The following is a 22413-nucleotide window of genomic DNA, read 5'->3' on the forward strand; positions in this document are numbered from 1 at the left end:
GCCGACGGGCGTCGGCGGGGCACCCGGCGCCGGTGGTCAGGGGCCGAACGTGCCGACCGGCACCACCACGACGCCGTCGGGGCGCGTGTACCCGTAGCCGGTCGCGGTGATCACCGCGAGCACGGCGGGCTCGCCGGTCCGGTCGGTGTCGACCTTCGCGGCGAACGCCAGCAGGTGCCGTGCGGCCTCGTCCACCTGACCGGGTCCGAGCGTGACCTCGAACGCGCCCCAGGCCCCGTCGCGGGTCTGGACGACGAGGTCGATCTCCAGCCCGTCGCTGTCCCGGTAGTGGTGGACGCGCGCGTCGAGCGGCTCCGCGTACACACGGGTGTCGCGGACGACCAGCGACTCGAAGAGCAGACCGAGGCAGTTGAGGTCCGACAGCAGGCGATCGGTCCCGGCCCCCAGGGCCGCGGCCGAGAGGGAGGGATCGCTCAGGTGGATGCGCGGAGAGGTGCGCAGCACGGCGCGCGACCGCAGGTGGGTCGCCCACGGCGGGAGCTCGTCGAGCACCATGAGCCGGCGCAGCGCCGCCAGGTAGTCGTAGGCGGTCGTCCGCGCCAGCAGGCCGTTCCCGGCGTCGACGTCGGCCGCGAGCCGCGTCACGCGCAGCTCCATCGCGGTGTTGCGGGCCAGCGCCTGCAGGAACCGCGACGTCCGAGCGGGGTCGCGGCGGGTCCCGTCCAGCCGGGGGATGTCGACCTCCGCGACGGTGCGCAGGTAGTCGACGTTCGCGCGCGCGGCGTCGGCCACGTCCATCCCGAGGTGCAGGGGCCAGCCGCCCCGGACCAGGGCGTCGGTGACGTCGCGCACCGAGGTGCCGGGGTCACGAGCAGCGGGTCGTCCGCCGCGCAGCAGCTGTCCCAGGGACATCTCGCCGGTCGAGTCGCCGGTCTCGAACAGGCTCATCGGACGCAGCGTGAGCCGCGCGAACCGGCCGGCGCCGGTGTGCCGCGCCACGTCGTCGTCGGGGACGGCCGATCCCGTGAGCACGAACTGGCCGGGAGCGCCGCGGCGGTCCACCTCGCTCCGCACGTGGTTCCAGACGCGGGTGGCCTCGAGCTGCCACTCGTCCACGAGCTGCGGGGCGGCACCGTCCAGCACGAGCGCGGGGTCGACCGCGAGCGCGGAGCGCGCCGAGTCGTCGGTGTCGAGGTAGACCTGGCTGGCTGTGTGCTGCTGCGCGGTGCGGGTCTTCCCGGAGGCTTTGGGGCCCTCGAGGAGGACCGCTCCGGCGGACCGCAGCCGCGCGGCCACCACCTCGTCCAGGACGCGCGTGCGGTACAGGAAGACCTCCCGGGACGACACTGCGCTGACCTGCGCAGACTACAGTTCGCGACGTCCACAGGCTACATTTTGCGGACTGTCCAGGCTCCATTGTGTGGACCTGGCGGCTTCACCCCGGCCCCCGGCCGCACTGCGGAGGAAAGCCTCATCCCGCGTCGCGACCGACCGATGGGAGGGGGGAACGGCCCACGGACGGGCCGCCGCGGCGCAGCCGGCCGCACACGCACCACCAGGGACGGGACACTGCTGTGATCATCGTGACGCGCCTGAACGGGGCCCAGTTCGGGGTCAACCCCGACCTGCTCCAGCGCGTCGACAGCGCGCCCGACACCATCCTGACCCTCATCGACGGGACGAAGTACATCGTCCGCGAGTCGATGGCCGAGGTCATCGCGCGGGTCAACGAGCACCGCGCGCACCTCCTGGCCCGTGCCCAGGAGATCCAGGCCTCGCCGCACCCGGCCGTCGAGCTGGTCCGCGACGTCGACACCGACGCCGCCGCGACCGCAGCCGACGCACCGGACGACGGCGACGAGCCGCTCGCCGACCCTGTCCCCCTGCGACCGAGGAGCCGCTGAGATGGATCCCGCCGGTTTCATCGGCCTGGTCGTCGCCTTCGGCGCGATCTTCGGTGCCCTCCTCATGGAGGGCGCCGACCCGATGTCCATCTTCCTGCCCGCACCGCTGCTGCTGGTGTGGGTCGGCACGATCGGTGTCGGCATCGCCGGGCACACCGTGAAGGACGTCATCGCGTCGTACAAGGCGGTGCCCCGGGCGCTCATGAACAAGGTCCCGGACCCGACGACGACCGTCGACACGCTGGTCGACCTCGCCGACCGCGCGCGCCGCGAGGGCCTGCTGGCCCTGGAGGACGCCGCCAAGGACATCGACGACCCGTTCCTGCGCAGCGGTCTCCAGGCCGCCATCGACGGCACGGACCCCGACGACCTCCGCCTGATCCTCGAGGACCGCATCGCGACCAAGCGGACCAAGGAGAAGGTCTGGTCCAAGTACTTCGCCGACATGGGCGGCTACGCGCCCACCATCGGCATCATCGGCACGGTCATCTCGCTGGTGCACGTGCTGGAGAACCTGTCCGACCCGGCCTCGCTCGGCCACTCCATCGCCGCGGCGTTCGTCGCCACGCTCTGGGGCATCCTGTCCGCCAACGTGGTGTGGCTGCCCATCGGCGCCCGCATCAAGCGGTTCTCCGACCTGGAGTGCGCGCAGATGGAGGTCACGCTCGAGGGCCTCCTCGCGGTGCAGGCCGGCGCCAACCCGCGCCTGGTCGGCGAGCGCCTGCGCAGCCTGCTGCCGGACGAGCCCGCCGAGAAGGACAAGGAAGCGGCGTGAGCTCCGGGGGCCGGGGCCGCCGTCGCGGCGGCCACGAGGAGGAGCACGTCAACCACGAGCGGTGGCTGGTGTCCTACTCCGACATGATCACCGTGCTCATGGCGCTGTTCATCGTGCTGTTCGCGATCAGCCAGGTGGACCAGGAGAAGTACATCGCCCTGCGCTCCTCGCTGGCCGAGGGCTTCGGCGAGGGGTCCATCACCAACGGGGCCCTGGAGGGCAGCGCCGGCGTGCTCGACGGGACCAGCGCGGCGGCCGACGCCCCGGACACGGGCACCTCCGGCGTCGTGGACGCGGACGAGGGCCTCGGCATGCAGGCGTCGAACCCGTCGCCGGTCGTCGAGGAGAACCCGGCGGCGGTGGACGCGTCGGTGCTCGCCGCGGCGCAGGCGGAGGTCGCGCACCTCGAGGACGTCCAGGAGCACATCCTGGCCGCGCTGCGCACCCAGAACCTGCAGGACTCCGTGCGGTTCCGGGTCGACGACCGCGGCCTCGTGCTGGGCCTCGTGGCGGACGACGTGTTCTTCGCCCAGGGCTCGGCCACGCTGACCCCCACCGCGATGCAGGTCCTCGACCTCGCGGCACCCACCCTCGTGGGGCTGCAGGAGTCGATCTCCGTGGAGGGGCACGCCAACACCATCCCGATCTCCGGGCGGTACGCGACCAACTGGGAGCTGTCGTCCGACCGGGCCACCCAGGTGCTGCGGCACCTGGTGGAGTCCGACGGCATGCCGGGCAGCCGCATCCAGGCGGTGGGCTTCGGCGACACCCGCCCGCTCGTCCAGGGCGGCGGGGACGACGCGATGACCGCCAACCGGCGGGTCGACATGGTCATCTTGAGCGCGGAGCCGGAAGCGGTCCGCGCGCTGCTGCCCGCTGTGGCAGCAGGCGGAACGGGGAGCTAGGGACATGCCCATCGAGCAGCGAGTCATCGGCGGCGGCCAGAAGATCGGCGGCGGCAAGATCGGCGGCGGCGCGACCGCCAAGGAGGCGCCCGCGCCCGAGCCGGAGGCGCCGAAGAAGGGCAAGAAGAAGCTCTTCCTCATCCTGGGCGCGGTCGTCCTGGTGCTGGCCGGTGCCGCGGCGTACGTCCTGCTGGGCATGGGCGGCGGCGACGCCGAGGCGGCCGAGCCGGAGCCCGAGCCGGGCGCGGTGGTCGCCGTCGAGCCGATCAGCCTGAACCTGGCGCAGGGCCACTACCTGCGGCTCGGGTTCTCGCTCCAGATGACCCTCGAGGCCGGCGGTCACGGCGACCCCGACCCGGGCAAGGCCGTGGACGCCGCGATCGCCCTGTTCTCCGGCCGCACGGTCGCCGAGATCAGCGACCCGGCGACGCGCGAGACCCTCAAGGGCGAGTTCCTCCACGAGCTCGAGGAGCTCTACCACGGAGAGGTGATGGACGTCTATCTGACGAACTACGTCACGCAGTGAGTGACAGGCCGCGCGGTGCCGCGCGGCCCGTCCGACCGGCCACGGTGACGGTCCCGGTCCTCTGACCAGGACCGTCACCACCCGGTGAACCAGGGCGCCACGGAGGGCGCCACGTCGCTCCGCAGCACGCCGGCCCACGAGGGGCCGAGGGCGGAGAAGTTCTGGGCGTCGCGAGCGCCGGACCCCTCACATCACCCGTTCGCGCGCCGATGAGGGTGGGCGTGACGGTCCACACCACGGGTCAGGCCCCGGCGCGCTCGCGCCGGCGCACCCACGTACCCGAGCCCTACGACTTCCGTCGTCCCATGACGATGGCCCGCGAGCACGCCCGCGTGCTCGAGATGGCCTTCGAGACCTTCGCCCGGCAGTGGGGCAACCAGCTGACGGCGCGGCTGCGCGCGATGGCGCAGGTGACCCTGGACGGGCTCACCCTGCAGTCGTACGACGAGTACGTGCGCAGCCTGCCCGGCACCACCGCGATGATGCTGTGCACCATCGAGCAGCGCGGGCAGACCGCCGTCGTCCAGGTGCCCGTGAGCACCACGATGGTGTGGATCGACTACCTGCTCGGCGGCCCCGGCACCGGCGACGTCCGCGAGGACCGCGAGCTGACCGAGATCGAGCTCACCCTGGTGCGCGGCGTCATGCAGGCGGCCCTCGGCGACCTCGGCTACGCGTTCTCCTCGCTGACCCCGCTCGAGGTCACGCTGCGCGCGGTCCAGTACAACCCGCAGTTCGTGCAGGCCGTCCCGGCCTCCGACGCGGTGCTGGTCGCCACCTTCCAGATGCGGGTCGGCGAGCGCGAGGACCTGGCGACCGTCATGTTCCCCGCCGAGCTCCTGCTGGCCGCCGTCCGCCAGACCGACGGCGTGAACGGCCGCTCGGCCGAGGACCAGCGGGCGCACGAGCTCGCGGTGCTCGACCTCGAGTCCGCCGTCGAGGAGGTCCCCGTCGAGGTCGCCGTCCGGTTTGCGCCGGTCGTCGTCCGCCCCCGTGACGTCGTCGGCCTGTCCGTCGGCGACGTCGTCCCCCTGTCCCACCCGTCGTCCCAGCCGCTCGACGTGGTGGTGGACGGCGTCGTGCTCGCGCGAGCCGCCGCGGGGAACAACGGTTCCCGTCTCGCCTGCATGGTCGTCACCGTCGAGGAGAAGCACTGATGAACGCCGTCCCCACCGCCGAGACCACGGACGCCGCGGTCGCGCTGGCCGCGGCCACCGCCGCCGCCCGCCTGCTGCCCGCCGTCGCCCCGCTCATGCCGGTCCCGGCGCCCGCCGGGCAGCGTCCCGACGCCGATGCCCTCGCGGTCGTCGCGTCGTTCGTCGGCCCGAACAGCGCCGACGTGGTGCTGGTCGCCGACGAGGCCGTCCGCGAGGCGCTCGCCGCCGGCGCCCCCGACGGCAGCCCGCTGGACCTGGCAGCCGCGCTGCGCCCCGCGCTCGAGGCCGCCGTGGCCGAGCTCGGCGCGGGTGTCCTGGAGGCCGCCCGCACCGAGACCGTCGCCGCCGCGCTGCCCGCCGACGCGCACCTGGTCGCCCTGGCGACCGACGAGGGCGTCCAGGCCTGGTTCGGCCTGCGCCTGCGCAGCGAGCCCACCGCCGCGACGGCGGGCGTCCCGACCCAGCGCGCCAGCCTGAACGTGCTCTACGACGTCGAGATGACGCTGACCGCCGAGCTCGGCCGCACCAAGCTGCCGGTCCGCCAGGTGCTCGAGCTGACCCCGGGCGCCGTGCTGGAGCTCGACCGCGCCGCCGGCAGCCCCGCCGACGTCATGGTGAACGGCCGCCTCATCGCCCGTGGCGAGGTCGTCGTCATCGACGAGGAGTTCGGCATCCGCATCACCGAGATCGCGCGTGGCGAGGACGGCACCATCTGATGGACACCCTCGTCCTGGGCCTGCGCGTCCTCCTGGCGCTGGCGTGCGTGATCGGGCTCATCTGGGTCCTCGCGCGCCGCGCCGGGTGGGGCAAGGGCCGTCGCCGGCCCGCAGGCCCGGCCGTCGAGGTCGTCGGGCGCCAGGCGCTCGGCCGCCACGCCGGTGTCGCCGTGATCGCCGTCGGCAACCGCCGGCTGCTGCTGGGCTACGGGGAGCAGAACGTCACCATGCTCACCGAGCTCGCCCCGGCCCCGGCCGAGGCGCTCGCGCCGCTCACCGCCGCCGACACCGACGGCACCGGCCCTGCGCCGATGACGCTGGGCGCGCTGGCCGCGGCCGTCCTGCCGACCCCGCGCGGGCCCCGCACGCCGAGGTCCCCGCGCACGGCCCGCGCCCCGCGCACGACCACCGCCGCTCCGGCGACCGGCCCGTCGTTCGAGGACGTGCTCGCCTCCGCCCAGGGCGTGTCGACCGGCGCGACCGTCTCGGTGGTGCCGCGCGAGGACGAGACGGTCTCGTCTCCGGCCGTGGACACCGTGTCCACGGTGTCCACGTCGTCCGAGGACGGCTTCTCCGCGGCGCGCGCCGCCGCATCCGCCTCGGCGGCCTCGGCCTCGGCCGCCGCCGCGCTGGCCGCCGCGGCCGCGATCCCCGTGACGCCGGGCGCCGCCGCCACGACCAGCACGACCGGCACGACCGGCACGACCGGCACGACCGGCACGACCGGCACCGCCGACCTGCCGGCCCTCGCCGGCCTCGAGGTCGCGGACGCCGAGCGCGTCGAGGGCCTCGCCCGCCCGGCCGCCGACGCCCGCGGCGCGCTGCACGGCTCCGTGCTCGCGCCCTCCACCTGGAAGCAGGCCGTCGCGGTCCTGCGCGAGCGGACGGTGCGCCGGTGAGCGCCGACCTGCAGCAGCGCGCCACCCCGGCTCGCCGCACCTGGCCCCTGGTCCTCCTCGCCGTCCTGGCGCTCGCGGTCGCGCTGGTCGTCCTCGGCTCGGGCGTCGCGCACGCCGCGCCGACGCCGCCCACCGACCCCGCCGCCCCCGCGGCCCCGGCCGACCCCGGCAGCGGCGAGGTCTCGGTCTCCATCAACGGCGTCAACGGCACGCCCAGCAGCTCCATCGTCGTGCTGATCGGCATCACGCTGCTGTCGGTCGCGCCGTCCCTGCTGCTGATGATGACCGGCTTCACCAAGATCTTCGTGGTGCTGTCCCTCACCCGGAACGCGCTCGGCCTCACCACCGTGCCGCCCAACCAGGTGATCGCGGGGCTGGCCCTGTTCCTCAGCCTGTTCGTCATGGCACCCGTGCTGTCCGACGTGAACACCGTCGCCGTGCAGCCCTACCTCGACGGCGGCATGGACTTCCAGACCGCGCTCGACGCCGGCTCCGCCCCGCTGCGCGAGTACATGCTCGGCCACACCCGCGAGCAGGACCTGGCCCTCATCACCCGGGCGGCGGACCAGCCGAACCCGGAGAGCGCCGCCACCGTCCCGATGCTCACGCTGATCCCCGCGTTCATGCTCTCCGAGCTGCGGTCGGCGTTCATCATCGGGTTCGTCATCTTCATCCCGTTCCTGGTCATCGACCTGGTCGTGTCCTCGGTCCTGATGAGCATGGGCATGATGATGCTGCCGCCCGTCATGGTCTCCCTGCCGTTCAAGCTGCTGCTGTTCGTGCTGGTCGACGGCTGGGGCCTGATCGTCACCGCCCTGGTGGGCGCCGCGTCGGCAGGGGGTGGCTGATGGACACCTCGGCCGTCCTCGACATCGGGCTCGACGCCCTGATCGTCGCCGCCAAGCTCTCCGCGCCCGTGCTCATCACCGCGCTGGTCGTCGGCTTCGCGGTCTCCCTGGTGCAGTCCGTGACCCAGATCCAGGAGGTGACGCTGTCCTTCGTGCCGAAGGCCATCGCCGCCGCCGTGGCGCTGCTGGTCTGCGGGCACTGGATGATCGCCGAGCTCGTGTCGTTCACGACGCAGCTGTTCGACCGCATCCCCGCGCTGCTGGGCGGCTGACGCGCGATGGACCTGACCCTGTCCCTGGCCTCGGTGCAGACGGCGATGCTCGCCGGCGTCCGGTTCGCCGCCTTCTTCCTGGTGGCACCGCCGTTCGCGCACCGCGGCATCCCCGGCGCCGTCAAGGCGATGCTCTCGGTGGGGCTGGCCCTGGCCGTGCTGCCGCGGCTCGACCTGTCGGTGACGGAGTCGACGGGGCAGTTCGTCGGGGCGCTCGTGCTGGAGGCCACCGTCGGCGCCGCGCTCGGGTTCCTGGTCTCGCTGCTGTTCTCCGCCGTCCAGGCCGCGGGCAACCTCATCGACCTGTTCGGCGGCTTCCAGCTGGCGCAGGCGTTCGACCCGCAGAACATGACGTCGGGCGCGCAGTTCGCCCGGCTCTACAACATGACCTGCCTGGTGCTGCTGTTCGTCTCCGGCGCCTACCAGGTGCTGATCGCCGGGCTGGCCCGGTCGTTCGACGCGGTGCCGGTCGGTGCGGGGCTGGACCTCGAGAAGATGGCCACCGCGGTCACCACCGGCCTGAGCGACATGTTCCTCGCGGCCCTGCAGATCGGCGGCCCGCTGCTGGTGGTGCTGTTCCTCACCGACGTGGGCCTGGGCCTGCTGACCCGGGTGTCGCCCGCGCTGAACGCCTTCGCCATGGGCTTCCCGCTGAAGATCTTGATGACCGTCACGTTCGCCGGCTTCGCGTACCTGGCCCTGCCGGGCGTCGTGAACCAGCTCGCCGAGCGGGCCGTGCAGGCCGTGCTGCAGGTGGCCTCGTGAGCGGCGGGGACGCGGGGGAGAAGTCCGAGAAGGCCACACCCCAGCGGATGAAGAAGGTCCACGAGGACGGGAAGCTCTCCCGGTCCCAGGACCTGTCCGCGTGGCTCGGCCTCACCGCCGCGGCGGTCATGCTGCCGAGCACCCTGAGCCGGGCGTCGGCGGCCGCGCAGCAGCAGCTGGCGGCGGTGACCCAGGCGATCGCGTCGCCGGACGCCGGCACCGTCGTGAACCTGCTCGGCGACGGCCTGTGGTCGGTCGTCGGCACCATCGGCCCGATGCTCGCGGTCGTCGCGATCACCGTGATCGTGGTCGCCGTCGCGCAGGGCGGCGTGCACAAGAAGAAGTTCAAGCCGAACGTCCAGCAGTTCAACCCGGTCTCCGGCGTGAAGAAGCTGTTCGGCGGGCACGCCTGGTGGGAGGGCGCCAAGACGCTGCTCAAGACGGCGGTCGTCGGCGCGGTCCTCTACGCGGCGGTGCAGGCGCTGGTCCCGCAGCTCATGGGGACGGGCCGCATCCCGCTGGAGCACATGCTCGCCGTGGCGGGCGCGGGCGTGAAGCAGCTGCTGGTCTGGGGCGTCGCGGCGGGCGTGCTGCTCGCGGCGTTCGACGTCCTGGTCGTCATGAAGCGGAACCGCAAGCAGACGCGCATGTCCCGCCAGGAGATCAAGGACGAGCACAAGCGCACCGAGGGCGACCCGCTGGTCAAGGGCCAGATCCGGTCCAAGCAGATGGCGATGAGCCGCAACCGGATGATGGCCGCGGTGGCCGACGCCGACGTGGTGGTCGTCAACCCGACGCACGTCGCCGTCGCCCTGAAGTACGTCGCCGGCACCGGCGCCCCGCGGCTGGTCGCGAAGGGCGCGGGCGCCGTCGCCGCCAAGATCCGCGAGCAGGCGGCCGAGCACCGCGTGCCGATGGTCGAGGACGTCCCGCTGGCCCGTGCGCTGCACGCCGCCTGCGCCGTCGACCAGGAGATCCCCGCCTACCTGTTCACCGCCGTCGCCCGGGTGCTGGCCTTCGTCATGCAGCTGAAGCGCCGCGGCGCCGCCCTGGGCAAGCACACGATGCCCGGCGGCTCCGTCGCCCCCGAGGACGTCCCGACCACGGTGGCCGCCGCGCGCCGCCGGGCCAGAGCCGACAAGGCCGACAAGGCCGACAAGGCCGGAGCCGCCGCGTGAGCACCGCCCGCACCACCCCGACCCGGACCACCCGCCCCACGAACAAGGACCTGCGATGAAGAACCGGCAGATCTCCCAGCTCGCCGTCCCGGTGGGCGTCGTCGGCATCGTGCTGCTGCTCGTCGTGCCGCTGCCCGCGGTGCTGCTGGACGTCCTGATCGCCGTGAACATCACGGCGTCCCTGGTCATCCTGCTGACCAGCATGTACGTCCAGCGACCGCTCGACTTCAGCGTGTTCCCGTCGCTGATCCTCGTGTTCACGCTGTTCCGGCTCGGCCTGAACGTGGCCTCCACCCGGCTGGTGCTGCGCGACGGGTACGCCGGCGCGGTGATCGACGCGTTCGGGCACTTCGTGGTCGGCGGGTCGCTCGTGATCGGCCTGGTGATCTTCCTGATCCTGGTCGTCATCCAGTTCGTCGTCATCACCAACGGCGCGGGCCGCGTGGCCGAGGTCGGCGCGCGGTTCACCCTCGACGCGATGCCCGGCAAGCAGATGGCGATCGACGCCGACCTGAACTCCGGCCTCATCGACGAGGACACCGCGCGCAAGCGCCGCGCCGACGTCACGGCCGAGGCCGACTTCTACGGCGCGATGGACGGTGGCTCCAAGTTCGTCAAGGGCGACGCGATCGCCGGCATCGTCATCACGCTGATCAACCTCATCGGTGGCTTCGTCATCGGCATGATGCAGATGGGGCTGTCCCTCAGCGAGTCGCTGGAGAAGTTCAGCCTCCTGACCATCGGCGACGGCCTGGTCACCCAGATCCCCGCGCTGCTGCTGTCGGTGTCCACCGGCATCGTCGTCACCCGCGCCACGGCCGAGGGCGACATGGGCACCGCGGCGTCCAAGCAGCTGTCGCAGTCCCGGACCGCCCTGCTGATCTCCGGCTGCGGCGCGCTCGCCCTGGCGCTGCTGCCCGGCATGCCCAAGGTGCCGTTCGTCCTGGTGGGCGCGTCCCTGCTGGTGGTCGCGCAGCGGATCAAGGCCAACGAGGCGAAGGCCGCGAAGGACGCCGAGTCCGCCGCCGCGTCCACCGCGACCTCCGCGCCGACGTCCAACGACACGCCCGAGGCGCTCATCGAGCAGATGCGGGTGCACACGCTGGAGATCCTGCTGGCGCCGGACCTGGTCGACATGGTCGGCAACGGCCCGGACCAGGACCTGCTGCACCGCGTCCGCGGGCTGCGCCGCAAGATCGCCATGGAGCTCGGCATCGTGGTCCCGCCGGTCCGGACCCGCGACTCCGTCGACCTGCCGCGCTCCACCTACGTGGTGCGGATCGCCGGCGTCGAGGTCGGCCGCGGCGAGGTGCCGCCGGGGCGCATCCTCGCCCTGGGCGACGACCTGGCCGCGCTGCCGGGGCAGTCCGTGGTCGAGCCCGTGTTCGGCCTGCCCGGCAAGTGGGTGGCGGCCGAGCTGCGGCACGCCGCCGAGATGGCCGGCGCCACCGTCGTCGACCGGGTGTCCGTGCTCATCACGCACCTCGGCTCGATCATCACCCGCAACGCCCCGCGCCTGCTGGGCCGCGAGGACGTGCGGGTGCTCACCGAGGGCCTGAAGCAGGTCAACCCGTCGGTGGTGGACGAGCTCGTTCCCGGGCTGCTGTCGCTCGGCGAGGTCCAGCGCGTGCTGCAGGGCCTGCTCGCCGAGGAGGTCCCGATCCGCGACCTCGGCCGGATCTACGAGGCGCTCAGCCTGCGCGCCAAGGCCGGCACCGACCCCGAGGGCCTGGTCGAGGCCGCTCGCGGCACGCTCGGCCCGGCGCTGTCCACCCAGTACGTGCAGGACGGCGTCCTGCGGGTGCTGACCCTGGACCCGGTGTTCGAGCAGTCGCTCGTCGAGGCGCTGCGCCCGTCCGACACCGGCACGCAGATCCTCACGGACCCCAACCGCCTCGAGGCGATGCTGGAGCGGCTGCGGGTGTCCGTCACCGACGCCGAGGCCACCGGCCGGTCCGTCGTCCTGGTCTGCGCCCCGGCGCTGCGGCCCGCGCTGCGCAAGGTCGTCGTCCTGGCGCTCGAGCGGCTGCCCGTCCTGTCCTACGCCGAGGTCACCGGCATCGGCGCCCGCATCGAGACCGTCGGGGTGGTGAGCGGTGCCCACGCGATTGCTGCTTGAGGGGGCCGACCTGGCCGAGCTCATGGTGCACGTGCGCGCCGAGTTCGGTCCGACCGCCCGCATCGTGCGCGCCGAGCGGATCCGCACCGGCGGCGTCGCCGGGTTCTTCGCCCGCGAGCGGTACGAGCTGACCATCGACGTGCCCGACGCGCCCGTCCCGCCCGCGCAGAGCCTGCTGCGCCGCCGGGGCGTGGCCGCGGTGACCGCGTCGGCCGGCGGCGGCGGGATCGACGCGCTGCTCGCCGCCGCGGACGCCGCCGACTCCGGCCCCGACGACCCGTTCGGCCCGCCCGGCTCCGACGTGCTGGCACCGGCCCCGGCCGCCGTGCCCGAGGCCCGCGGGCCGCGGGTGTCGACGGGGGAGGAGGCGTTCGCCTCCGTGCTGGAGCAGATGCGCGCGATGGCCGGGGCGACCGCGCCCGAGGCCGACCTGGAGGTGCCGCCGCCCGCGTCCGAGCGGACGTTCGAGCCGCTGCTGCCGCCGACGGTCCCCGCCCCGGCGCCGGCGCCGGTGCTGGAGCAGCTGCCGGCCGCGCCCGCGACGCCCGCGGTCCCGTCGTCGACCGGGGTGCCCCGCGACGCGCTCGCCGACCTCGGCGTCCCCGCGGCGCTGCTCGCCGCGTGCGGCGACGGCCCGGTCGAGCTGGCCCGGCTGCTGGCCGCCGTGCCGTCCGCGCCGCCGCTGCCGCGCGACCCCGGCACCGTGCTGGTCGTCGCCGGCCCGCCGGAGGACGCCGGCCGGGTGGCCGACCTGCTCGCCCTGCGCGTCGGCGCGCCCGCCGTCGTGCACGCCGGCGACGCCGAGCCCGGTGCCGCCGGGCACCGCCTCACCAGCCCGTCGGCCGCCGCCCGCTGGCGGACCGAGCGGCCCGCCGCCGACGGCGTCACCGTCGTCGCGCTCGGCGTCCGCCCCGGCCGCGCCCGCGAGGACGCCGCCGCCGAGCTGCTCGCGGCCCTCACGCCCGACCAGGCCTGGGGCGTCATCGACGCCCGCAGCAAGACCCGCGACTGCGTCCGGTGGATCGCCGGCGTCGGCGCGCGCCGGCCGCTCGACGCGCTCGCCGTCGGCGGGCTGTTCGACACCAGCGAGCCCGGCACCGTGCTCGGGCTCGGCGTGCCGGTCGCCTGGATCGACGGGGTGCCGGCCTCCCGCGTCGCCTGGGCCGCGGCCCTCGGCGAGCACCTCCCGGAGGGCACGGTCTGGGGCTGACGCGGTGTCGGGTGCGGGTCCCCCGGTTCCGGCAGGTAGGGTCGGCGCCATGCTGGTGCTGAGCAGACGGGTCGGGGAGCGACTCGTGATCGGGGACGACATCGTCGTGACCGTGATCGAGGTGCGCAGCGACGGCGTGCGGCTCGGCATCGACGCCCCGCGCTCCGTGTCGGTGCACCGGGCCGAGGTCCTCGACGCCGTCCGGGCCGCGAACGTCGCGGCGACCGACGCCGGCGACGACGCCGTCGAGTCCCTGCGCGGCCTCCTGGCCCCCGCGGCCGACGACCCCGAGCCCGACGAGGACCGCCCCGCGCGCTGAGCCCCCGCTCCTCGCGGCGCGGCCGCCGAGGGTGCAGGAACCCCGGCGCGATGTCCCGTTCGTCCCCCTGCTTCTGCACCCTCGACGCGCGTGTTCACCCGAGGTTCCGGGCAGAAAGCCTCACGCAGCCGCTGCCGCCGCCGATCCTCACCTCAGACGGGGCCCACGTAGGAGGCAGCAGTGGAGGACATGGACGAGATCGTCCGCGAGTTCCTGGTCGAGAGCCATGAGAACCTCGACCAGCTCGACCAGGACCTGGTGGCCCTGGAGAGCGAACCAGGATCGCGCTCGCTGATCGCGAGCGTGTTCCGGACGATCCACACGATCAAGGGGACCAGCGGGTTCCTCGCGTTCTCCCGCCTGGAGCGGGTGGCCCACGCGGGCGAGAACCTGCTGGTGGAGCTGCGCGACGGCCGCCGGTCCATGGACCACGCGACCACCGACGTGCTGCTGCGGCTCGTGGACACGATCCGCGAGATCCTGCGGGCCATCGAGGTCGACGGCGGCGAGGGCGGTGTCGAGATCGACGCGGTCATCGCCGCGATCGAGGCGATCCAGGCCACCGACCCGGACGCGGCCCCGGCCGCAGCCGAGGTCGCGGCCGAGCCGGCGCCGGAGCCGGTCGCACCCGCGGCCGAGATCCCGACGCCGCGCGCCCCGGAGCCCGCAGCGCCCGTGGTGGCCGTCACCGAGCCGGAGCCCGCGCCCGTCGCTGCGGCGCCGGCCGCGCCGGCCCCCAGCCCGGCCCCGGCAGCCCCGGCCCCGGCCCCGGCGGCCCCGGCAGCGCCCGCCCCCGCGGCGAGCGCCCCGAGGAGCCTCGGCACCCTGCGCGGCGGCGCCGCCGACGCGTCGATCCGCGTGGACGTCGAGCTGCTCGACGCCCTCATGCGGCAGGTCGGCGAGCTGGTCCTGGCCCGCAACCAGATCAGCCGGCTCGCGGGCGGCACCGAGGACGTCGACCTCGCCCGCTCCGCGCAGCGCCTCAACCTCATCGCCGGTGAGCTGCAGGAGGGGGTCATGAAGACCCGCATGCAGCCCATCGAGCACCTGTGGTCGAAGATGCCGCGCATGGTCCGCGACATCGCGGCCGCCTGCCACCGCGAGGTGCAGCTGGAGCTGTCCGGTGGCGACACCGAGCTCGACCGCAGCCTGCTCGAGGCCGTGAAGGACCCGCTGACGCACCTGGTGCGCAACGCGGTCGACCACGGCATCGAGTCGGCCGAGGACCGCACCGCCGCCGGCAAGGCCGCCAAGGGCGTCCTGGCGCTGCGGGCGTACCACGCCAGCGGCCAGGTCGTGGTGGAGGTCGCCGACGACGGCCGCGGCATCGACCCCGAGAAGATCGGCGCCAAGGCGGTCCAGAAGGGCCTGCGGACGGCCGACCAGGTCACGACCATGGGCCAGGCCGAGCTGCTGCAGCTGCTGTTCCTGCCGGGCTTCTCGACGGCCGAGGCCGTCACCAACGTGTCCGGCCGCGGCGTCGGCATGGACGTCGTCCGCACCAAGATCGAGGCCATCGGCGGCGCCGTCGAGGTCGACTCGGTCGTCGGCCGCGGCACCACCTGGCGGCTGCGCATCCCGCTGACGCTGGCGATCATGCCCGCGCTGACCGTCGAGTCGGCCGGCGACCTGTACGCCATCCCGCAGGTCAACCTGCTGGAGCTCGTCGCGCTCGACTCGCAGCGCTCGGAGTCCGGCATCGAGCACATCCACGAGGCCCCGGTGTACCGCCTGCGCGGCGAGCTGCTGCCGCTGGTGTCGCTGTCCTCGGTGCTCGAGGTGCCGGCCGAGCGCCCGGTCAACGCGGTGATCGCGGTCGTGCAGTCCGACCAGCAGCGCTTCGGCCTGCTGGTGGACCGCGTCCTCAACACCGAGGAGATCGTCGTCAAGCCGCTGTCGGCCCGGCTCAAGGCCATCGGCGCCTACGCCGGTGCCACCGTGCTGGGCGACGGCCACGTCGCGCTGATCCTCGACGTGCAGGCCATCGCGCGCCGCGCCCTGGCCGGGGAGCTCGACGTCGCCGCCCGCAACGCGCACGCCAGCGCCGGGCAGGCCGAGAACCACGAGGTGCAGCAGGTGCTGGTCGTCGGGATCGGCGGGGGCCGCCAGGTCGCCATGCCGCTCGCGTCGGTGGCGCGCCTGGAGCACGTGCAGGCCGAGCAGGTCGAGTACGTCGGCGGCCGCGAGGTCGTGCAGTACCGCGGCACGATCCTGCCGCTGGCCCGCCTCGACCGGATCCTCGGCGCCTACGGGTCCGAGGACACCTCCGAGCTGCTGCTGGTGGTCTACAGCCGCGCCGGCCGCAGCGTCGGCCTGGTGGTCAAGGAGATCGTCGACATCGTCGACGACGACTCGGCCCGGCACTCCGACATCGAGGACGCCGGCCTGGTCGGCTCCACGGTGCTGGGGGAGAAGGTCACGGAGCTGCTGGACGTGCGCCGCGCGATCCTCGCCGCCGACGCGGCCTTCTACGACGAGCGGCCCGAGCACCGCTCCACGTACGACGACCTCCCGACGCAGGTCGGCGGGTCCGAGCTGGTGGGAGCCACCCGATGAGCCAGTACGTCACGTTCAGCCTCGGCGGCAGCCTGTACGGCGTCGACGTCACCCGGGTGCAGGAGGCGCTGCGCTCGCACGTCCGCACCCGCGTGCCGCTGGCCCCGCCCGGGGTCGCCGGCCTGGTCAACCTCCGCGGGCAGGTCGTGCTCACGGTCGACCTGCGCCCCCGCCTCGGCCTGGAGCCGCTGGGCGAGGACGCGGAGCCGATGATGGTCGTCGTGCAGGTGGCGGGCGAGCCCGTCAGCCTGCTGGTCGACGAGATCGGCGACGTCATGGAGGTCGGCCCGGAGACGTTCGAGGCGCCCCCGGAGACGCTGGACGCCGCGCTGCGCCCGCTGATCCTGGGCGCGCACAAGCTCGACGGCCGGCTGCTGCTGGTCCTCGACGTCGACCAGGCCACCGCCGCCTGACCCCGGGCGCCGACCTGTCGCGCGCCCCCTGCACCGAGTGGAGAGTCCTGCCCGGCACGCCCCGCGTGTCCCGGCAGGGCTCTCCACTCGGCGTTCGGGGGAGGGTTCGCCCTGGTGAAAGGTCACGCGGCGGGGTCGGCTGCCGATAGGGAGGGCGACACGGCGCCCGGACCGGTCGCGCGCTCACCGCGCGGCCGTCGGCGCCCCGCACGCACAGGAGCGACCATGTCCCACCCCTCCGCCGCCCCGGACGGCGCCCGCCGCGGCCTGCGGCTGTCCATCGCCGGCAAGGTCCTCGGCCTGCTCGCCGCCGCCGGTCTGGTGGGCGTCGTCGTGGTCGCCGCCGCCGGGGTGAGCCTGACGCAGCTCCGCGAGGACGTCAGCCGCAGCAGCAGCTACGTCGCGCAGCTCGGTCAGGTCAGCGACCTCCAGCGCGCGCTGCAGGCCGGCCGCGCCCGGATGGTCGAGTACCCCGCGGCGTCCGAGGAGGTCCGCCTGGACCTGCGCACGCAGCTCGACGAGTACATCGCCAAGGTCAGCGAGCAGCAGGCCGCGTACGACGACCTGGCCGTGAACGACCAGGCGTGGTCCGACTTCGACGCCGGCTGGAACGAGATGGTCCGCCTCGCGCAGGACGAGCTGTTCCCGATGGCCGACTCGGGCGACATCGCCGGTGCCGCCGCGTTCTACCGCGCGCAGATCCTGCCGCAGACGACCATCGCCGCCGACGCGATCGCGCTGGAGAACCAGTCCGTCGCCGAGGTCGCGGACGCCAACGCCGCCGCGGCCGGGTCCACGGTGAGCAGCACGCTGGTCACCGTCGTGGTCCTGCTGGTGGTCGGGCTGGCGATCGTGCTGGCCGTCGGGTTCACCGTGGCGCGCAAGCTCGCCCGCGGCGCCGGCGAGGTCCGGCACGCGCTCGAGGCGATGGCCGAGGGCGACCTGACCGTGCGCGCCGACGTGCGCAGCGCGGACGAGCTCGGCGACATGGCGCGCTCGCTCGACAGCGCCCAGGTCAGCCTGCGCGGCGTCGTGTCCGGCGTCGTCGAGACGGCGCAGACCGTGGCGGCCGCCGCCGAGGAGCTGTCCGCGGCGTCGACCCAGGTCGTGTCCGGCTCGGACGAGACCTCGGCCCAGGCCGGCGTGGTCGCCGCGGCCGCCGAGCAGGTGTCCCGCAACGTGCAGACCGTCGCCGCCGGTGCGGAGCAGATGGGCGCCTCCATCCGGGAGATCGCGCAGAACGCCTCGCAGGCCGCCAAGGTCGCCACGCAGGCCACCGACGTCGCCGCCGCGACCAACGAGCAGGTCACGCGCCTGGGCGAGTCCAGCCAGGAGATCGGCAACGTGGTCAAGGCGATCACGTCGATCGCCGAGCAGACCAACCTGCTCGCGCTGAACGCCACGATCGAGGCCGCGCGCGCCGGTGAGGCCGGCAAGGGCTTCGCCGTGGTCGCCGGGGAGGTCAAGGAGCTCGCCTCCGAGACCGCCAAGGCGACGGAGGACATCGTCCGCCGGGTCGAGGCGATCCAGGCCGACACCGGTGCCGCGGTGACGGCGATCGGCGAGATCAGCCACATCATCGCCAGCATCAACGACTACCAGCTCACCATCGCGTCCGCGGTGGAGGAGCAGACGGCCACGACCACGGAGATGTCCCGGTCGGTGGCCGAGGCCGCGACCGGCTCCGGCGAGATCGCGAACAACATCACCGGGGTCGCCTCGGCAGCCGCCGGCAGCTCCCAGACGCTCGGCCAGATGGGCGACTCCATCGGCGAGCTCGCGCGGCTCTCGGAGGACCTCCGGGGCCGGGTGGCGCGCTTCACCTACTGAGCGCGCACGCCGAGCAGCGCGACCAGCGCTCCACGCAGGGCCGCGGCCCCCGACCCCTCGACGGCCGGGAGCCGCGGCCCTGCGTCGTGCGGGGCGTTCTCACCCTGCGCGGCGCTCAGACGCAGGCCGCGCCGGACGATCGGACGCCCAGCAGGGAACACCAGGACACCGAAAGAAGGACCCCCATGAGCGTCATGACGACGAGGACGCCGCCGCGCACGTCGGCACTCGACCGCGTCCCCACGCCGCGCGGCTCCGGCGGGTCCGCACCCGTCCGCCCCGCCGCCCCCGCCCGGACCGCGGGCCGCACCCGCCGCGGCACCGCTTGGTTCGCCAACCGCGGCGTGCGCACCAAGATCCTGCTGCTGCTGGCCCTGGTGGTCGTGGTGGTCGCCGGCACCGGCACGTTCGCCGCCCTGCGGATGAACGACCTCGCCGCCAGCACCGCGTCCGTCGAGGACGTGAGCGCGAACGTGATCGGCCCGATCTCCGTCGTGCACCAGGAGGAGATCAAGGCCCGCATGCTGATCGCCCTCGCGGCGGCCGGCGTCACCGAGACCGAGGCCGACCAGCAGCGGCACCTGGACGCGATCGCCGCGACCGACGCCGACCTGCAGGCGGCGGCCGACGAGTTCCTCGCCGGCCTGAACGGCGTCGTGGTGCCGGGCTGGGCCGACTTCGAGGCGGCGTGGGCCGAGTGGCAGCAGATCCGCGACGAGCAGCTGGTCCCGGCCGCGTTCGCGAACCAGGACGCCGAGTTCGAGGCCATCACCGCGGGCGACGCGCAGGCCGCGATCGACGCGATGATCACCGGCCTCGAGACGGCCGAGCAGTCGGCGGCCGACTACCTGGTCACCGTGGCGGACTCCGCGGAGGCCGAGGCGAGGTCCGGCTCGCAGGTGCTCATCTGGGTCCTGACCGCCGGCGTGCTGCTGGTCGGTGCGGTCGGCCTGGTCATCGCCGGCATCATCCGCCGCCAGGTCAACGAGGTGCAGCGCGCGGTCGAGGCCATGGCGGACGGTGACCTCACCGTCACCGCCCAGGTCGACTCCACCGACGAGCTCGGCCAGATGGCCCGCTCGCTGACCCGGGCCCAGGAGAACCTGCGCGCCACGGTGTCCGGCGTCGTGGAGACGGCGCAGACCGTCGCCGCCGCCGCCGAGGAGCTGTCCGCGGCGTCCGGCCAGGTCGTCGCCGGGTCCGACGAGACCTCGGCGCAGGCCGGGGTGGTCGCCGCCGCGGCCGAGCAGGTCTCGCGGAACGTGCAGACCGTGGCCGCCGGCGCCGAGCAGATGGGTGCCTCGATCCGCGAGATCGCGCAGAACTCCTCCCAGGCGGCGAAGGTCGCGGGCCAGGCCACGGACGCGGCCGCCGCGACGAACGACCAGGTGGCGCGGCTGGGTGCGTCGAGCCAGGAGATCGGCAACGTCGTCAAGGTCATCACCTCGATCGCCGAGCAGACGAACCTGCTCGCGCTGAACGCCACGATCGAGGCCGCGCGCGCCGGGGAGGCCGGCAAGGGCTTCGCCGTCGTCGCCGGCGAGGTCAAGGAGCTGGCGCAGGAGACCGCCAAGGCGACCGAGGACATCGCGCGCCGGGTCGAGGCGATCCAGGACGACACCACCGGCGCCGTCGCCGCGATCGGCGAGATCTCGCACATCATCGCGAGCATCAACGACTACCAGCTGACCATCGCGTCGGCCGTGGAGGAGCAGACCGCCACGACCAACGAGATGTCCCGCTCGGTAGCCGAGGCCGCCACGGGCTCCGGCGAGATCGCCGGCAACATCACGGGCGTGGCCGCCGCGGCCGCGCAGTCGTCGCAGACGCTGGGGCAGATGGGCACCTCCATCGCGGAGCTCGCCCGGATGTCCGAGGACCTGCGGGCCCGGGTGGCGAACTTCCGGTACTGAGCCGGCGTCGAACCCGCACCGTCCCGTCGAGGGCGCACCCACCCGGGTGCGCCCTCGACGCGTACCCGGGGTACGCGACGTGCCCTCGCGGCCACGTTTCCACCCGGTCCCGCGCGCCGGACCACTTCGTCGGCGGCGTCTCCGGCCGATGGAGGGGACGTAGGTCCCGGATCAGACGAAGGACGAGAGATGAGCGTGCAGCACGAGGGCACCCCGCGACGGCTCTGGGCCGACCGCCCGGTGCTGGTGAAGATCCTCGCGGCGGTCGCCGTGATGGTGGCGATGACGGCGGTCGTCACGGCCGTCGCGGTCGGCTCGCTGCGCACGCTGCGCGCCGACGCCGCCGAGATGTACGCCGGCAACGTCACGCCGCTGCAGCAGCTGACGGAGATCCAGCGCTCGTTCCAGGGCGACCGCGCGCGGGTCATCCAGTACGGGATCGCCGACGAGGAGACCCGCGCGACCCTGCTCGACGAGCTCACCACGCGCCAGCAGGACCTCGCCGCGCAGATCGAGGAGTACCGCCCGAACGCGGTGGACCCGGACGACGTCGCCGCACTCGAGACCGCGCTGACCGCGTACTACTCGGCCGCCGAGGGCGACCTGTTCCCCATGGCCGACGCCGGTGACACGGAGGGCTTCGGCACCTACTTCAACGACACGGTCCGCCCGCTGACGACGGCCGTCATGGACGCCATGCAGCTGGAGACCGCGTCGCAGGGCGAGCAGGCCGCCGCCCTCGCCGCCGAGACCGACGCGCTCGGTGCGCGCTCGGTGTGGATCACGGTCCTGGTCGCCGCGCTCGGCGCCCTGGCCGCCACGGTCCTCGCGTACGTCGTGGCGCGCGGCATCGTCGACCGGATCGGCCGCGTGTCCCGCAGCCTGGCCGCGGCCGGCGACGGCGACCTCACCGTGCCGTCGGGCGTCGTCGGCGGGGACGAGATCGGCCGGCTGGCCGTCGACCTCGAGCGCACGCAGCAGAGCCTGCGCGGTCTGGTCTCCGGCGTCGTGGAGACGGCCCAGACCGTCGCCGCGGCAGCCGAGGAGCTGTCGGTCGCCTCGCACCAGGTGGTGGCCGGCTCGGACGAGACCTCCGCGCAGGCCGGGGTGGTCGCCGCGGCCGCCGAGCAGGTGTCCCGCAACGTGCAGACGGTCGCCGCGGGTGCCGAGGAGATGGGCGCCTCCATCCGGGAGATCGCGCAGAACGCCTCGCAGGCCGCGAAGGTCGCCACGCAGGCCACCGACGTCGCCGCGGCGACGAACGACCAGGTCACGCGCCTGGGCGAGTCCAGCCAGGAGATCGGCAACGTGGTCAAGGCGATCACCAGCATCGCCGAGCAGACCAACCTGCTGGCCCTCAACGCCACCATCGAGGCCGCACGAGCGGGCGAGGCCGGCAAGGGCTTCGCGGTCGTCGCCGGGGAGGTCAAGGAGCTGGCGCAGGAGACCGCCAAGGCGACCGAGGACATCGTCCGCCGGGTCGAGGCGATCCAGGCCGACACCGGTGCCGCGGTGACGGCGATCGGCGAGATCAGCCACATCATCGCCAGCATCAACGACTACCAGCTCACCATCGCCAGCGCGGTCGAGGAGCAGACCGCCACGACCACCGAGATGTCCCGGTCGGTGGCCGAGGCCGCGACCGGTTCCGGCGAGATCGCCACCAACATCACCGGCGTCGCGTCCGCCACGGCCACGTCCTCGCAGACGCTCGGTCAGATGGGCGACTCCATCGGCGAGCTGGCCCGGATGTCCGAGGACCTCCGGGGCCGGGTGGCGCGCTTCACCTACTGAGCGCCGCGACTGCAGGACCGCACGCACCACCACGGACCGCCCGGGCAACCCGACCGGGCGGTCCGTGTTTTCCACCCGCTGTTCACGCGGTGGAGGGCTCACATCCACCCCGGCCCGGACGATCCAGGTGGCACGGCACGACAGGGAGCGTCGCTGCCGGTGCGGACGAAGGAGTCGAGATGAGGCACGGGAAGCGTCACCGCCCGGGGAATGCGTTTGCCGCGTCCCTGGTGCTGGTGGCGGTCGGAGCGGTCGCGGGTTGCGGCTCGGCCGGCACCAGCGAGGCACAGCCGGGCGCGGACGCCGGGACGGCAGCCACGGCGGCGGCGTCGGGGGACCGGCCGCTCGTCGGG

General features: G+C 74.0%; 20 protein-coding genes. 19 read left to right on the forward strand and 1 reads right to left on the reverse strand.

Features of this window, described 5'->3' with window-relative positions:
- Positions 1 to 36 precede the first annotated feature (36 nt).
- Positions 37 to 1308, reverse strand: a complete 1272-nt coding sequence (locus ACWPWW_RS14135; RefSeq protein WP_454050990.1) for an ATP-binding protein — start codon at positions 1306 to 1308, stop codon at positions 37 to 39.
- Between the two features lie 227 nt (positions 1309 to 1535).
- Between ACWPWW_RS14135 and ACWPWW_RS14140 the strand changes: the two genes are divergently transcribed.
- The 19 genes from ACWPWW_RS14140 (at position 1536) to ACWPWW_RS14230 (ending at position 22060) form a co-directional block, all read left to right on the forward strand.
- Entirely contained in the window at positions 1536 to 1865 is a 330-nt protein-coding gene (locus ACWPWW_RS14140; protein WP_454050991.1) for a flagellar FlbD family protein, read from the forward strand.
- 1 nt (position 1866) lies between these two features.
- Positions 1867 to 2640, forward strand: a complete 774-nt coding sequence (locus tag ACWPWW_RS14145; RefSeq protein WP_454050992.1) for a motility protein A — start codon at positions 1867 to 1869, stop codon at positions 2638 to 2640.
- Positions 2637 to 3545, forward strand: coding sequence for an OmpA/MotB family protein (locus ACWPWW_RS14150; protein ID WP_454050993.1), 909 nt, complete (start codon positions 2637 to 2639; stop codon positions 3543 to 3545). Before ACWPWW_RS14145 ends, ACWPWW_RS14150 begins: the two co-directional genes overlap by 4 nt.
- 4 nt (positions 3546 to 3549) lie before the next feature.
- The gene (locus ACWPWW_RS14155; protein WP_454050994.1) at positions 3550 to 4071 is read left to right on the forward strand and encodes a flagellar basal body-associated FliL family protein; all 522 of its coding nucleotides are present in this window, start codon (positions 3550 to 3552) and stop codon (positions 4069 to 4071) included.
- Between the two features lie 209 nt (positions 4072 to 4280).
- Positions 4281 to 5228: a FliM/FliN family flagellar motor switch protein gene (locus tag ACWPWW_RS14160; RefSeq protein WP_454050995.1), complete on the forward strand. Its 948-nt coding sequence runs from the start codon at positions 4281 to 4283 to the stop codon at positions 5226 to 5228.
- Positions 5228 to 5944 carry a flagellar motor switch protein FliN gene (gene fliN, locus ACWPWW_RS14165; protein WP_454050996.1) on the forward strand — a complete coding sequence of 239 codons (717 nt, stop codon included), beginning with the start codon at positions 5228 to 5230 and terminating at the stop codon, positions 5942 to 5944. The genes ACWPWW_RS14160 and fliN overlap by 1 nt, the downstream gene beginning before the upstream one ends.
- On the forward strand, positions 5944 to 6843 hold the full coding sequence (fliO, locus tag ACWPWW_RS14170; RefSeq protein ID WP_454050997.1) for a flagellar biosynthetic protein FliO: 900 nt from the start codon (positions 5944 to 5946) through the stop codon (positions 6841 to 6843). Before fliN ends, fliO begins: the two co-directional genes overlap by 1 nt.
- Complete coding sequence (gene fliP / locus ACWPWW_RS14175) at positions 6840 to 7691, forward strand: flagellar type III secretion system pore protein FliP (protein ID WP_454050998.1); 852 nt, start codon at positions 6840 to 6842, stop codon at positions 7689 to 7691. The genes fliO and fliP overlap by 4 nt, the downstream gene beginning before the upstream one ends.
- Entirely contained in the window at positions 7691 to 7963 is a 273-nt protein-coding gene (fliQ, locus tag ACWPWW_RS14180; RefSeq protein WP_454050999.1) for a flagellar biosynthesis protein FliQ, read from the forward strand. The genes fliP and fliQ overlap by 1 nt, the downstream gene beginning before the upstream one ends.
- A gap of 6 nt (positions 7964 to 7969) precedes the next feature.
- Positions 7970 to 8728, forward strand: a complete 759-nt coding sequence (locus ACWPWW_RS14185) for a flagellar biosynthetic protein FliR (protein ID WP_454051000.1) — start codon at positions 7970 to 7972, stop codon at positions 8726 to 8728.
- A complete protein-coding gene (locus ACWPWW_RS14190) occupies positions 8725 to 9906 on the forward strand; it encodes an EscU/YscU/HrcU family type III secretion system export apparatus switch protein (protein WP_454051001.1) in 1182 nt (393 codons plus the stop codon). The genes ACWPWW_RS14185 and ACWPWW_RS14190 overlap by 4 nt, the downstream gene beginning before the upstream one ends.
- A gap of 55 nt (positions 9907 to 9961) precedes the next feature.
- On the forward strand, positions 9962 to 12025 hold the full coding sequence (gene flhA, locus ACWPWW_RS14195; RefSeq protein ID WP_454051002.1) for a flagellar biosynthesis protein FlhA: 2064 nt from the start codon (positions 9962 to 9964) through the stop codon (positions 12023 to 12025).
- Positions 12003 to 13235, forward strand: a complete 1233-nt coding sequence (locus tag ACWPWW_RS14200) for a hypothetical protein (RefSeq protein ID WP_454051003.1) — start codon at positions 12003 to 12005, stop codon at positions 13233 to 13235. The genes flhA and ACWPWW_RS14200 overlap by 23 nt, the downstream gene beginning before the upstream one ends.
- Before the next feature lie 49 nt (positions 13236 to 13284).
- Positions 13285 to 13554: a carbon storage regulator CsrA gene (csrA, locus tag ACWPWW_RS14205; RefSeq protein ID WP_454051004.1), complete on the forward strand. Its 270-nt coding sequence runs from the start codon at positions 13285 to 13287 to the stop codon at positions 13552 to 13554.
- A gap of 189 nt (positions 13555 to 13743) precedes the next feature.
- A complete protein-coding gene (locus tag ACWPWW_RS14210; RefSeq protein WP_454051829.1) occupies positions 13744 to 16110 on the forward strand; it encodes a chemotaxis protein CheA in 2367 nt (788 codons plus the stop codon).
- On the forward strand, positions 16107 to 16523 hold the full coding sequence (locus tag ACWPWW_RS14215) for a chemotaxis protein CheW (protein ID WP_154728810.1): 417 nt from the start codon (positions 16107 to 16109) through the stop codon (positions 16521 to 16523). The genes ACWPWW_RS14210 and ACWPWW_RS14215 overlap by 4 nt, the downstream gene beginning before the upstream one ends.
- A gap of 225 nt (positions 16524 to 16748) precedes the next feature.
- Positions 16749 to 18353, forward strand: coding sequence for a methyl-accepting chemotaxis protein (locus tag ACWPWW_RS14220; RefSeq protein WP_454051005.1), 1605 nt, complete (start codon positions 16749 to 16751; stop codon positions 18351 to 18353).
- Between the two features lie 185 nt (positions 18354 to 18538).
- On the forward strand, positions 18539 to 20266 hold the full coding sequence (locus tag ACWPWW_RS14225) for a methyl-accepting chemotaxis protein (protein WP_454051006.1): 1728 nt from the start codon (positions 18539 to 18541) through the stop codon (positions 20264 to 20266).
- Positions 20267 to 20455: 189 nt separating this feature from the next.
- Positions 20456 to 22060 carry a methyl-accepting chemotaxis protein gene (locus ACWPWW_RS14230; protein ID WP_454051007.1) on the forward strand — a complete coding sequence of 535 codons (1605 nt, stop codon included), beginning with the start codon at positions 20456 to 20458 and terminating at the stop codon, positions 22058 to 22060.
- Positions 22061 to 22413: the final 353 nt, after the last annotated feature.

This window comes from Cellulomonas sp. Marseille-Q8402 (assembly GCF_965119525.1).

Bases quoted from the DNA above. Each gene is read 5' to 3' on its own strand.
- ACWPWW_RS14145 (WP_454050992.1), top strand. From the start codon at position 1,867: ATGGATCCCGCCGGTTTCATCGGCCTGGTCGTCGCCTTCGGCGCGATC.
- ACWPWW_RS14155 (WP_454050994.1), top strand. From the start codon at position 3,550: ATGCCCATCGAGCAGCGAGTCATCGGCGGCGGCCAGAAGATCGGCGGC.
- ACWPWW_RS14225 (WP_454051006.1), top strand. From the start codon at position 18,539: ATGAGCGTCATGACGACGAGGACGCCGCCGCGCACGTCGGCACTCGAC.
- fliQ (WP_454050999.1), top strand. From the start codon at position 7,691: ATGGACACCTCGGCCGTCCTCGACATCGGGCTCGACGCCCTGATCGTC.
- ACWPWW_RS14210 (WP_454051829.1), top strand. From the start codon at position 13,744: ATGGACGAGATCGTCCGCGAGTTCCTGGTCGAGAGCCATGAGAACCTC.
- fliO (WP_454050997.1), top strand. From the start codon at position 5,944: ATGGACACCCTCGTCCTGGGCCTGCGCGTCCTCCTGGCGCTGGCGTGC.
- csrA (WP_454051004.1), top strand. From the start codon at position 13,285: ATGCTGGTGCTGAGCAGACGGGTCGGGGAGCGACTCGTGATCGGGGAC.
- ACWPWW_RS14160 (WP_454050995.1), top strand. From the start codon at position 4,281: ATGAGGGTGGGCGTGACGGTCCACACCACGGGTCAGGCCCCGGCGCGC.
- fliN (WP_454050996.1), top strand. From the start codon at position 5,228: ATGAACGCCGTCCCCACCGCCGAGACCACGGACGCCGCGGTCGCGCTG.
- ACWPWW_RS14185 (WP_454051000.1), top strand. From the start codon at position 7,970: ATGGACCTGACCCTGTCCCTGGCCTCGGTGCAGACGGCGATGCTCGCC.
- flhA (WP_454051002.1), top strand. From the start codon at position 9,962: ATGAAGAACCGGCAGATCTCCCAGCTCGCCGTCCCGGTGGGCGTCGTC.
- ACWPWW_RS14215 (WP_154728810.1), top strand. From the start codon at position 16,107: ATGAGCCAGTACGTCACGTTCAGCCTCGGCGGCAGCCTGTACGGCGTC.
- ACWPWW_RS14230 (WP_454051007.1), top strand. From the start codon at position 20,456: ATGAGCGTGCAGCACGAGGGCACCCCGCGACGGCTCTGGGCCGACCGC.
- ACWPWW_RS14220 (WP_454051005.1), top strand. From the start codon at position 16,749: ATGTCCCACCCCTCCGCCGCCCCGGACGGCGCCCGCCGCGGCCTGCGG.